General features: G+C 71.9%; 9 protein-coding genes and 1 pseudogene. 6 read left to right on the top strand and 4 right to left on the bottom strand.

What is annotated here, in order from left to right:
- Nucleotides 1–66: 66 nt before the first annotated feature.
- Nucleotides 67–849, bottom strand: coding sequence for a GNAT family N-acetyltransferase (locus tag Q4V64_RS51770; protein WP_124445298.1), 783 nt, complete (start codon nt 847–849; stop codon nt 67–69).
- A 132-nt stretch (nt 850–981) separates the two neighbouring features.
- On the opposite strand from Q4V64_RS51770, the gene Q4V64_RS51765 reads away from it, so the two are divergent.
- Complete coding sequence (locus Q4V64_RS51765; protein WP_124445297.1) at nt 982–1,464, top strand: nucleoside deaminase; 483 nt, start codon at nt 982–984, stop codon at nt 1,462–1,464.
- Between the two features lie 59 nt (nt 1,465–1,523).
- Here Q4V64_RS51765 and Q4V64_RS51760 read toward each other — a convergent pair whose 3' ends face one another.
- Together Q4V64_RS51760 and Q4V64_RS51755 are read right to left on the bottom strand one after the other, a co-directional pair.
- Nucleotides 1,524–2,378 (bottom strand): GNAT family N-acetyltransferase, encoded by an 855-nt coding sequence (locus Q4V64_RS51760; RefSeq protein ID WP_124445296.1) that lies wholly within the window; start codon nt 2,376–2,378, stop codon nt 1,524–1,526.
- A gap of 193 nt (nt 2,379–2,571) precedes the next feature.
- Nucleotides 2,572–3,252: a chaplin gene (locus Q4V64_RS51755; protein WP_172629583.1), complete on the bottom strand. Its 681-nt coding sequence runs from the start codon at nt 3,250–3,252 to the stop codon at nt 2,572–2,574.
- Nucleotides 3,253–3,522: 270 nt separating this feature from the next.
- Here Q4V64_RS51755 and Q4V64_RS51750 point away from each other — a divergent pair, with 270 nt between their 5' ends.
- The 4 genes and pseudogenes from Q4V64_RS51750 to Q4V64_RS51735 all read left to right on the top strand — a co-directional run bounded on the left by Q4V64_RS51750 (nt 3,523) and on the right by Q4V64_RS51735 (nt 8,839).
- Nucleotides 3,523–5,103: an alpha/beta hydrolase gene (locus tag Q4V64_RS51750; RefSeq protein ID WP_124445294.1), complete on the top strand. Its 1,581-nt coding sequence runs from the start codon at nt 3,523–3,525 to the stop codon at nt 5,101–5,103.
- A gap of 335 nt (nt 5,104–5,438) precedes the next feature.
- Nucleotides 5,439–5,849: pseudogene (locus Q4V64_RS55880) on the top strand (hotdog fold thioesterase); the annotation flags it as partial.
- Nucleotides 5,850–5,996: 147 nt separating this feature from the next.
- Entirely contained in the window at nt 5,997–7,094 is a 1,098-nt protein-coding gene (locus Q4V64_RS51740; protein ID WP_124445315.1) for a chemotaxis protein, read from the top strand.
- A gap of 317 nt (nt 7,095–7,411) precedes the next feature.
- Nucleotides 7,412–8,839 (top strand): PP2C family protein-serine/threonine phosphatase, encoded by a 1,428-nt coding sequence (locus tag Q4V64_RS51735; protein WP_124445293.1) that lies wholly within the window; start codon nt 7,412–7,414, stop codon nt 8,837–8,839.
- Nucleotides 8,840–8,896: 57 nt separating this feature from the next.
- Here Q4V64_RS51735 and Q4V64_RS51730 read toward each other — a convergent pair whose 3' ends face one another.
- The gene (locus Q4V64_RS51730; RefSeq protein WP_124445292.1) at nt 8,897–10,393 is read right to left on the bottom strand and encodes a hypothetical protein; all 1,497 of its coding nucleotides are present in this window, start codon (nt 10,391–10,393) and stop codon (nt 8,897–8,899) included.
- 232 nt (nt 10,394–10,625) lie between these two features.
- Here Q4V64_RS51730 and Q4V64_RS51725 point away from each other — a divergent pair, with 232 nt between their 5' ends.
- Nucleotides 10,626–11,765, top strand: a complete 1,140-nt coding sequence (locus Q4V64_RS51725; protein ID WP_124445291.1) for an aminoglycoside phosphotransferase family protein — start codon at nt 10,626–10,628, stop codon at nt 11,763–11,765.
- Nucleotide 11,766 lies beyond the last annotated feature (1 nt).

The following is an 11,766-nucleotide window of genomic DNA, read 5'->3' as shown; positions in this document are numbered from 1 at the left end:
ACGCCCGAGGCCGGGGCCAGGCCGCGTCTGCGGCATGATCCGCCCGACAGGCCCTGAGTGTATTGATCACGAGCGGGGCACGTACACGTACGGCGTGGTCGTGGTCAGCGCGTGGAAGCCGAGCCGTTCCAGGATGGGGCGGCTCTGAGTGGAGGCGTCGACCTGGAGATAGCGGTAGCCGCGCTCCACGGCGGCGCGGGCCCTGTGGGCGACGAGCGCGCGGTAGATGCCCCGGCCGCGCCAGTCCTCGACGGTGCCGCCGCCCCACAGGCCGGCGAAGCGGGTGCCGGGCACGAGTTCCATGCGGGCGGCGCTGACCGGCGTGTCGCCGGCGAGGGCGACGACGGCGACGACGGTGTCCGGGTCGTCCGTCAGCCGGGCGAGCAGTTGGTGGCGCAGCCGGGAGGAGTCGCTGCCGAACGCCTTCTCGTGCACGTCCGCCACGAGGTCGACGCCCGCCCGGTCGGTGATGGGCAGGACGCGGATGCCCTCGGGCGGCTCGGCCTCCAGGATCAGATCGGCGACCTCGCCGATCATCAGCGTCTCCTCGGGGGCGGGCGTGAACCCGGCGCCCCTCAGGCGCTGTCCGAGGTCCACCGGCTGGTCGTGCCCGTAGAGCTTCCACTCGAACTCGTGGCCGAGTCCGGTGTAGTGGGCGATCTGGTCGGCGATCGCGGCGTCGGCGCCCGCCTCGTCCAGGTCGGACCAGACGACGCCGTTCCAGCCCTGCGCCGGGGCCACCTGACGGATCACCTTCCCCACCCGCTCGATCCGGGCGTCGGGGCCGTCGGGCTGGGCGCCTTCGCGCAGGTCCCGGTCGAAGAGTGCGAGTACCGCCGCGTGATCCATGCGCTCACTCCACCATTCGGACGCCCCCGCGGCAATGTCGTTTACGACTGCCCTACGCAGCCCTCACCGGACGCGCGGCGCCGCGTAGTCTGCGCTGCGGAGATCACCACGTCACAAGGAGGGCCGTACGTCATGGTCGTGAAGGACTCCGAACTGCCGTACCTGCGCCGCTGCGTGGAGCTGGCGACCGAGGCCCTGGAGGCCGGGGACGAGCCGTTCGGGTCGGTGCTGGTGGGCGGGGACGGCACGGTGCTCGCCGAGGACCACAACCGGGTGGCCTCCGGCGACCGCACCCGGCACCCCGAGTTCGAGCTGGCGCGCTTGTCGGCGGCCCACCTGACCCCCGAGGAGCGGGCGGCCGCGACCGTCTACACATCCGGCGAGCACTGCCCGATGTGCGCCGCCGCGCACGCCTGGGTGGGCCTCGGACGCATCGTGTACGTCGCCTCGTCGGAGCAACTGGCATCCTGGCTCGGCGAACTGGGGGTACCCGCGCCACCGGTGCGGACCCTGCCGGTCCACGAGGTGGCCCCCGGCGTGACCGTGGAAGGCCCGGTGCCGGAGCTGGCCGATGCCGTACGCGCCTTGCACCGCCGTTTCCATCTCGGCGAGTGATGATCGGGTGCGTGCCATGCGACTTCGACGAGCGTCACCAACCTGTCCGGACAACACACCTAGCCGAGCTCCAGCGTCGTGACGCCGAAGACGCGGTCCTGGGCGTACGGCCGTACCGGTCCGGTGTACATGCGGGCCGTCTCGAAGGAAGGAGTGAGGCCCGCCTCCTCGGCGAGAGCGATGCCCGCCCGGTTCGTCTCGGGGACGTCGACGGCGATCTCGCTCCCGCCCGCGTCGGCGGTCAGGGCGGCGAACAGGGACCTGGCGTCCTCGGCGGTGTCGGCGAACAGTGGTCCGATGCGCAGCGCGTCGCGGCCGGGGCGGATCACTCCGTAGCCGGTGACGCGGCCGCCAATACGGCGGACGACGGCGCGATGGCCGCTGCCGGTCAGCCAGGCGGCCACGAAGCGCGGGCGGTCGGCCGGGGTGCAGGCGCTGTCGTACGCGGTGATGTCCGCGAGGTCGGCCGACCGCACGGCACGGACGTCGGCCGGGGTCTCGGTCGCGGGGGCGGTTCCCGTGAACCGGATGGTGCGGTGGGCGGGTTCGAAGCCGGACCGGCGGTAGTTGGCCTGCTGCGCCACGACCCCGTCGAGTCCGACGGTGCAGCTTCCGGCGTGGGCTAGCCCGGTCTTCCACGTGGTCAGGCCGTGGCCGCGGCCGCGCAGGTCGGGCCGTACGAGGTAGAAGCCCAGGAAGGCGTAGTCGGCGCCGTAGTTGACGACGGAGATCGCCGACACGGGCTCGCCGTCGATCCGGCCGAGGAAGAAACCGTCCGGGTCCTGGGCGAAGAAGGCCGGTCCGTCGGCGAGTCCTGGATTCCATCCCTCGTCCGCCGCCCATCCGCTGACGACCGGCCAGTCGTCGAGGCGTGCCTGAGTGACGATCAGGCCTACGGCGGCCGGTGAGGTCATGGGTGCGCTCCATTCTGTGCGGGCGTGACCGGCGGTGACCGGCCGTACCCGGGCATCCTTGCCGGTCTTCCGGGAGGGCGTCACGGTGCGATCGAGCCGTTGGCCGGCGGGCGTCGGCCACCGTGGCCGCGCCGCCGTACGGCGCAGGCCCCACCGGTCACCGCCGGTGGAGCCTTCCGTCTTCCTGGGTCGGTCAGCGCTCCGCCCGCGGCCGGAAGCGCCGGTACACCGCGGCCCCGCCCAGGATCAGCGCCGCGCTCCCGGCGACGGCGGGCAGCGCCAGGTCCGCTCCCGTGGCGGCGAGGGCGTCCGTGGAGCGGTGCCCGTGGGTGTGCGGGGCCGGCCGCGGACCCGGGTTCGCCTTGGTCGGCGGGGTCGGCTTGGGTGCCGGCCGGACGGGGCGCTCGGGTCCGTCGGGGCGGCCGGGCCGGTCCCCCGGGGTGTTCACGGACTCGTTGCCGACGGCCGCGTTGCCGACGCCGACCACGTTCACCGTGTTGCCGCTGACGTTCACCGGGAGGTCGACCGGGAGCTGCACGCCGTTGCCGGAGAGCACGCCGGGTGAATCCTTTCCGCCGCCTTCCGCCACCGCTCCGCCGGGCCTGTGGTGCCGGTGGTCGCCGCTGCCGCCCTTGTCGACGTTGGCGCAGCTGTTGCCCGCCGCGGGGTTGAGCACCCCCACCACGTTCACGGTGTTCCCGCACACGTTCACCGGGACGTGCACCGGGAGCTGCACGGTGTTGCCGGAGATCACCCCGGGCGAACCGGCCGCGGTGCCGTCCGCCGCGGAGCCGGCGTACACCGGGACAGCCATGGCCATCGCCCCGGAGGCGGCGGCGACGGTGATCACACCGTTTCGGGTAGCCCGTCTCATAGGTTCCCTGCCTTCCAGACATGGACGCGAGCACTCGCCCGCATCGCATAAAACGCATGGGAACCAATCCGAGTTATGGCTAATCGGCCTTTCACCCCATCGAGCGTCATGGTTATCGAACTGATGGCAAAACGGTCTCGCCGGTCGAGGGGGCGCAGGATAAGGCACTCCCCGGGGTCCCGCTCGTGCGGAGGCGTGCCTTCCGAGGTCCGCTTATCGTGATCGAGGACGCCGACTTCCGGACCGCGACGGGCGTCCCTGGAGGCATTCATGCTGGCCAAGCTGTCGACGCGGCCCACGTTCCGGCGCTGCGCGCTCTCCTCGAGCGTGGGCCTGGCCCTGCTCGGCGTGGGGCTGCCGGTCATGACCGCGGACGACTCCGAGCCCGATCTGTCACGGTTCTACCGGCAGAAGGTCGCCTGGTCGAAGTGCGAAGGCGTGGAGATGCCCAAGGACCTCCAGTGCGGGAAGGTCACCGTCCCCCTCGACTACGCGAAACCGAAGGCGGGCACCCTCGAACTGGCACTCGCCCGCTACCGGGCGACGGGCAAGTCGCGGGGCTCGGTGCTGCTGAACTTCGGCGGGCCGGGCGGCGCGGGCGTCAGTGAGCTGGCCGCCGGGGCCAAGGACTTCATGGACCTGACGGACGGCTATGACGTGGTGACCTTCGATCCCCGCGGCGTCGGCCAGTCCTCGCCGGTCAGCTGCGGCAACAGCTCCGACGGGCCCGCGGCGGTGATGGACGAGGACGCGGATCTCGGTGGCGACCCGCAGGCCGTCCTGGGGCGGTTGCGGAAGGCGGCCGACGCGTGTGCCAAGCATTCGGGGCCCGTCCTGCCGCACATAGGCACGGTGAACGCCTCGCGCGACCTGGACGTGATGCGCCAGGCCCTCGGCGACGAGAAGCTCAACTACCTCGGCTTCTCCTACGGAACCCGGCTGGGCGCGGTGTACGCGGCACAGTTCCCCAAGAAGGTCGGCCGGTTGGTGCTCGACGGCGTGGACACGCTCACCGAGCCGCTGTCCGAGCAGGGCGTCGCGGGGGCCGCGGGGCAGCAGACGGCGCTGGAGGACTTCGTCGACTGGTGCGTGAAGGACATCGCCTGTCCGTTCGGTACGGACGCGCGCACGGCCCGGGAGGAAGTCGTACGGCTCGTCGGCTCTCTCGACAAGGATCCGGTGCCGACCGACTTCGGCGACGAGTTCACCGGACAGGACCTCGTGGGCGCCATCGGTCAAGCCCTCTACAGCAAGGAGATGTGGCCGTCGCTGGAGCGGGCGCTCGCCGCGCTGGTCGAGGACGGCGACACGCGTCCGCTGCTCGGATTCTCCGGCAGAGGGGTCGGATTCCGCGCCGGGAGCGCGACCGACGGCGGCCTGGTCGATCAGGAGGACGTGCCGCTCGACAATCTTCCGGCGGCGCTGATGGCGATCAACTGCGCGGACGATCCCGATCGCCCCGACGCCGACCGGATCACGCGGGACCTCGGCCGGCTGCGCGCCGCGTACGAGCAGGCGTCCCCGGTCTTCGGCCGCTACCGGCTCGCCGAGTACCTGATGTGTTACGGCCGCCCCAAGGGCACCGACTTCATCCGCGAGCGCGTGCGGGACGTCCGCACACCGAAGATGCTCCTGGTCGGCACCCGCGGCGATCCGGCGACGCCGTACCGCTGGACCGTGGAGACGGCCCGGCGACTCGGCGACTCGGCCGTGGTGCTCGACAACAAGGGCGAGGGCCACACCGGTTACGCGTCCTCCAAGTGCGTGCACCGGAAGGTCGACGCCTTCCTGCTGTACGGCTCCCTGCCACCCGACGGCAGCTCCTGCGGGCCCGAGGAGGACCGCGACTGACGTACGGGCGGCGGGGCGGCTGCGTCATGGTGGCACCGCGTCGGTCACTGGGGTTCCCGGCCGGCGAGGCGGCCCATCGCCCGAGCCGCCTCGGTGAAGCCGTCGTCGCCGAGCAGCGCGCGCAGCTCACCGTTGAAGCGGTCGATCTCGGGCTGCGCCGCCCGCAGGGCCCGCGGCGCCCGCGTCGGTCAGCTCCAGGACCACGGCCCGTGTTCCCGGTGACGGCGGATTCGCGCAGGCCGAGCGTGTGGGCGAGGTGCCGTTGGGTGATGCCCGGCTGCTCCCGTACGGCGAACAGCGCGCCGAGTTTCGATGTGAACGACTCCCCGCACGACGTGAACGACTCCCTGGATCTGGCCCTCGCCCGGAAGGCCCTGGCCGCTCAGCCCTTCAGCGTGCTGCTCGGCACGCGGCTGGTGGCCTTCGGCGACGGCGCCGCCACCCTCGAACTGGACATCCGCGACGAGCTGCGCCAGCAGTACGGCTTCGTGCACGGCGGAGTGCTCGGCGGAGTGCTCGGCTACGCGGCCGGCAACGCGCTGACCTTCGCCGCGGGCTCCGCGTCGGCGCCCGGCTGATCACCGCCGGTTTCACCATCGGCTACCTCCCGACTACCTGCGGTCGGCCAGGGGCGACGTCCTGCGCGCCGAAGCCCGGGTGGTCCGGACCGGTCGCACCGCGTGGTCTGCCGCTGCGACCTGTCCACCGTCGAGGACGCAGGCGCCCCCACTCTGTGCGCCCATGCGGCGAGGTGCCGAGGTGGGGGTGGATGCCGGGCATCGCACCGTCATGGGGCGACGATGTGGCCGGACGCCCTCCGGCGACGCCCGGCCGGCGCCTTGGACCGTTTGCCCCCAAATGCCCCGTCCCGGAATCAGACCTATGGTGCTGCTATGGAGCACGCACTCAGCCCCGCGACCCTCACCGAGCTGCGCCGCCCGCGCCCCTATCCCGCGGTGTCCGTGCTGACGCCCACGCACCGCCGCGAGCCCGAGAACGCCCAGGACCGGGTCCGGCTGCGCAATGTCGTGGCCGAGGCCAAGCGGCAGCTCGAGGCCGACCCCGCCGTTCCCCGGGAGCGGCGCGCCGACGTGGCCCGGCAGCTCGACCAGGCCCTCACCGAAGTGGACCTGACGCACGCCGAGGACGGCCTGGTGATCTTCGCCGCTCCGGGTGAACACCAGGTGTGGTCGCTCGCCCGCTCCGTGCCCGAGCGTGTGGTGCTCTCGGACACCTTCCTGACCCGCAACCTGGTCTCCGCGCAGGCCGCCGAACGCCCCTTCTGGGTGCTCTCGGTCTCCGCCGACCGCGTCACCCTCTGGAGCGGCGGCACGGACCGGGTCACCGAGGACCGCACCGGCGGCTTCCCGCTGACCAGGAGCCGCGAGAACTTCGACGCCGAACGCCAGGAGCGGATCGGCGACCTGCCCAGCGCCTTCCGGGACGAGGACACCCGCCACTTCCTGCGCGAGGCGGACACCATGATGAGCGCGGTCCTGCGCGAGGACGCCAGGCCGTTGTACGTCACCGGCGAGCCGGCCGCCCTGTCCTGCCTGGACGAGATCGGCAGCGTCACCAAGGACGGCGTCCATGTGCCGCACGGGGGTCTGGCCCACGGTACCCACGAGGCCGTGTGGCAGGCGGTCCGGCCGCTGGTCGCCGCCGAGGCCCGCAAGAACACCGACACCGTGGCGCGGGAACTCGAATCGGCGCGCGGGCGCCGGGCGTTCGCCGCCGGTGTCGACGAGGTCTGGCAGAACGCCCGGGAGGGCCGGGTGGGGCTGCTGGCCGTCGAGGAGAACTACCGGGTGACGGTGCGTGACGACGGTGGCGCCCACCTGATCCCGGCCGAGAGCGGTGACCTGGACGCCCGCGAGGACATCGTGGACGAGATCGTCGAACAGTGCCTGGAGACCGGCGCCGCCGTCCGCTTCGTACCGGACGGCACACTGGGCGACGCCGACGGGATCGCCGGCGTGCTGCGGTACTGACGCCCTTCGGACGCCATCTGGTACGGCCCGCGTCACATATGCCAGACTCCTAGAACACAGGGCCGTCGAACACACAACTGAAGACCGCGTCGGCCACCCCGACAATCCTTCAATTCACGTACGCCATCTACGACTTGTCCGACCCGGTGTCGTACACCTGGCGCACGACACAGCCGTTCCCTGAAGACTGTGGCATATGCCAGAAGCACCACCGTATCGTGTGTTGCCAAATCCCTTACACGGCGTCGCGGGCTGTGCAAGAGTCGTAACGGTCCTTCCGTCCGCCTTGGTCGTACCGTCCCGCATCGGAGTGCGTCATGCCGTCCCATCTCTCTGCGGACCGCCCCGCCGCCCACCCGCCAGGACGCGACTCGGTCGACGCGCTCATATCGCAGGCGCGACGACTCAAGGGCGACGTGGACGCCGTACGGAGGGACACGCAGAGCGACGGGGCGGATCCGCAGGAGCGGTGGCAGCGCGCGCTGTGCGATCTCGCGCTGCACCAACTCAACGACCTGGACGAGCACTTGGCGCAGTTACGGGACGGCCCGCCGCCCGTGCCCGCGCCCCCCGAGGCGGCACCCTCCGTCCGTACCGTGCCGCCCGCTCCCCGGCGCGGCTCGCTGCTCAGCCGGGTCGGCAGCGCGGAGTGGAACCTGCTGACGGACGAGGCCAGTTGGTCCGGAGAGCTCTACCAGATCCTCGGCCGCGACCCCACCGCTCCCCCGCTCACCCTCGACGAGTTGCCGTCCCTGGTGCTCGACGAGGACCGGCCGAAGCTGACCGCCATGGTCACCGACTGCCTCGTCGACGCCAAGCCCATCGACGGTGAGTTCCGCGTCGTGCGCCCGGACGGCGACCTACGGACCGTGCACATGATGGGCGAGCCGGTGCTCGCCGCGGACGGCAGTACCGCGTCGATGTGGGCGGTGCTGCGGGACGTCAGCGAACTGCGCCGCAGCCAGCGGGCGGTGAACGAGACCCGTGACTCGTTACAACGCCAGCGGCACCGCGCGCAGACCGAGCACCGGCTCGCGGTCGAGCTGCAGGAGGCCGTGCTGCCGCCGTGGCGCGGCTCCCTGCGGCTCCCGCACCAGGGACCGGAGACGCTCGATCTGGCGGCCCACTATCTTCCGTCGTCGACCAGCGCGCTGATCGGCGGCGACTGGTACGACGCGCTCGAACTGGCCGACGGCGAGACCCTGCTCAGCGTCGGCGACCTCACCGGGCACGGCGTCGCGGTGGCCTCGGGCATGGCGACGCTGCTGGGCGCCGTCCGCGGCATGGCGATGGCCGGCACCCAGCCCGGTCAGCTGATGGCCTGGCTCAACCAGCTGCTCGACGCCACCGTGCAACCGGCCCTCGGCAGCGCTGTCTGCTGCCGCTACCGCCCGCAGACCCGCACGCTGGTGTGGGCCCAGGCAGGACACCCCGCCCCGCTGCTGTTCCGCGACGGGACGGGGCGCACCCTGCACACACCGGACGGCGTCCTGCTCGGCGCGACCTCCGGTGCCTCCTACGAGCAGGCCGAAGTGACCCTCGAAGCAGGCGATCTGCTTCTGCTGCACACCGACGGGCTGGTGCCGCTGCACGACCGAGCGGACACCGTGCACCGTCTCCTCGACCTGGCCCCCCGATTCGGCGAGGCGCGCACCGCACAGGACTGTGTGCGGACGGTCGTGGAGGAGTTCGGCGGGACCGAGCGCGAGGACGACGCCTGCGTGCTCGTCGCCAGGGTGATGTGAGAGTACGGCGGCACAGTTCCTCTGTGCCTGTGCGCTGTTCTCCCTGTGCCTGTGCGCTTATGCGTGTGCGCTGGTGCCGCCGCCCGGCTTCTTGCCCTTCGGCAGCGCCTGCCTGATCTCCTCCCGCAGCTCTTGGATCTTCGGGTAAGTGGCGTACTCGGCGGTGAGCCGGTACATCTGGGCCAGCCGGTCCCAGGTGCGACGGGAGGAGTTCGACCCCATCGCCATCAGGGCCAGCCGCGCGTACCGGTCCGCCTGTTCGGGGTCGTCGGCGATGAAGCAGGCCGAGGCCATGGACAGATGGTCGAAGATCTTCGACCGCTCCCGGCCGTCGACCCGCAGGGACAGCGCCTTCTGCGCGTAGTGCTGGGCGTGCACGGCCGCACCCGGCTCGTGCTCCGCCAGCGTGCGATAGGCCAGGGCCTGCATGCCGTACAGGTCCTCCTCCTTGAAGGTCTGCATCCAGCTCGGCGGTGGCACGTCGCCCCGGTCGGAGACGAAGAGGTCCTCCGCCTGGCCGAGGGTGCGGCGCATGGCCTGCCCCTTGCCCATGGAGGCCTGTGCCCAGGCCTCGATGGTGTGGAGCATCGCCTTGGTGCGGGGCAGCACCTCGTCACCGGAGCCGGACTGGGCGAGTTTCATCAGGTCGAGCGCGTCGTCGGGCCGGCCCAGGTGCACCATCTGGCGAGCCGCTCGGGAGAGCGCCTCCCCGGCGCGGGGCCGGTCGCCGCCCTCTCTCGCGGCATGGGCGGCGATGACGAAGTACTTCTGGGCCGTGGGCTCCAGGCCGACGTCGTGCGACATCCAGCCCGCGAGGACGGCGAGGTTGGCGGCGACGCCCCACAGGCGCCGCTGGAGATGGTCGGGGTGACGGTAGGCGAGCATGCCGCCCACCTCGTTGAGCTGGCCTACGACTGCCTTGCGCTGCAGCCCGCCGCCGCGGGCCGCGTCCCAGGCCCGGAACACCTCGACCGAGCGCTCCAGTTCCTCGATCTCCTGCGATCCGATGGGGGCGGCCTCGTAGCGGTCGAACCCAGCGGGGTCGGCGTGCAGGGGGTCGTCGAACTGGGGAGCGTCGGCGGTCAGAGCCGGATCGGTGTGCAACCAGTCGTACATGGCGCTGCTGAGTGCGGATCCCGCGGCGAGCACGGCACCCGCGCCCACCAAGCCGCGTCGGTTGAGCATGAGGTCCATTCCCGTGAATTCGGTGAGGACCGCGGCGGTCCGTTCGGGCGCCCACGGCACTCCGTCGGGATGTTCCGCACTCCCGCCGCGTGGCCGTTTCCCCGCACGCCCGTGCCGGACCAGACCGAGGTCCTCAATGGTCACGACACGGCCGAGACGCTCGGTGAACAGAGCCGCCAGCACCCGCGGCACCGGATCGCGCGGGATCTCTCCCATGTCGATCCAACGCCGCACCCGGGAGGTGTCGGTCGCCAGCTGGGGGTGGCCCATGGCCGCCGCCTGCCGGTTGACCAGCCTCGCGAGTTCACCCTTGGACCAGCCGGCCAGGCCGAACAGGTCCGCAAGGCGGGAGTTGGGTTGTCCGCTCACGTCAAGCCCCCAGGTTCTCGGCTGAGTTGACAGTAGCCCGGTGAGAGTTGCCGGGCGACTATTCGCCAGGGTTCGCCAGGGCACGCCAGATGGTGTGCCACTGGGCATCGGGTGTCAGGTAGGAACGCGCCACCCCGACCCGGTCGCCGAGGGACATTCCCCAGGGTGCTCCCAAGGGCCGGGCCGGGTAGCGCACTGACGTCACAGGCACACGAAGGGATCTGTTTCGCCCATGTACGCAGCATCGTCCTCCGTGTCCGCCCCTCCCCGGTCGCTGCGCCCCCGTCCGGCGGGTGGCGGCCCCTACCTCGACCCCGCACGCCCGGCGGCCCCCGTGCTCGGTGCGGGCGCGACCCGGCGTGTTCCGGGGCTCGGCACCCAACCGCTCAGCGGGAGACTCGACTTGTCCGGCCCCCAGGGCACCCAGCTGCGCACGGCGATCGCGTCGGTGCACCGGATCTGCCCGGAGTTCGCCCCGGTGCAGGTGCTGCGCCGCAGTGGACGCTCCGTGCTCCTGGTCGGCACGACGGGACGCAGCACGGCCGTCGCCAAGTGTTTACTGGACCACTCCCCCGTGTGGTCCGAGCGGATCCGGCACGAGATAGCCGCATACCGCTCGTTCGTCCGGCACCGGCCCCCGGTGCGTGTGCCGAGACTGATCGCGGCGGACCCGGACAACTGCACCCTCGTCATCGAGCGGATGCCCGGCCGGGTGGCGGCACTGCACCGGCACCCGGCCGAGGCCCCGCCCCGCGCGGACATCAGGGCGGCACTCGGCGCGATCTGCCGGCTCAACGCCTGGCGGCCGCCGGCGGGCACCTTCGACGCCCCGCTGGACTACGCGGTCCGCATCTCCCGGTACCACGAGCTGGGGTTGCTCACCGACCGGGATCTGGGCGACCTGCAGAAGCTGCTGCACGGCATCGCGACGACCGCGGGCCGGCAGGGCATGGGCCAGTTCTGCCACGGCGACGCGCTGCTGTCGAACCTTCTCCTGTCACCGGCCGGTCCAGTGCTGGTGGACTGGGAGCACGCGGGCTGGTACCTGCCGGGCTACGACCTGGCGACGCTGTGGTCGGTCCTCGGCGACGCGCCCGCGGCCCGGCGGCAGATCAGCCAGATCGCCCAGTCGGCGGGTCCCGCCTCACGGGACGCGTTCCTGGTGAACCTGATGCTCGTGCTGACCCGTGAGATCCGCACCTACGAGACGGCCGTGCAGCGTTCGATGCACGACACGACCCCGGCGGCACCGGGGCCGGCCCACCCGGGTGCTGCGCCGTCCGGCGAGGAACAGCGGCTGCTGCTCAGGCGGCTGCACGACGACTGCCAGCTGGCCCGCCGGGCCGTGCGCGCGGCGGTCGGCACTCGCTGAC

The organism is Streptomyces sp. NL15-2K (assembly GCF_030551255.1).
Lineage (GTDB): Bacteria > Actinomycetota > Actinomycetes > Streptomycetales > Streptomycetaceae > Streptomyces.
This window is presented reverse-complemented; position numbering and strand designations above follow the sequence as displayed.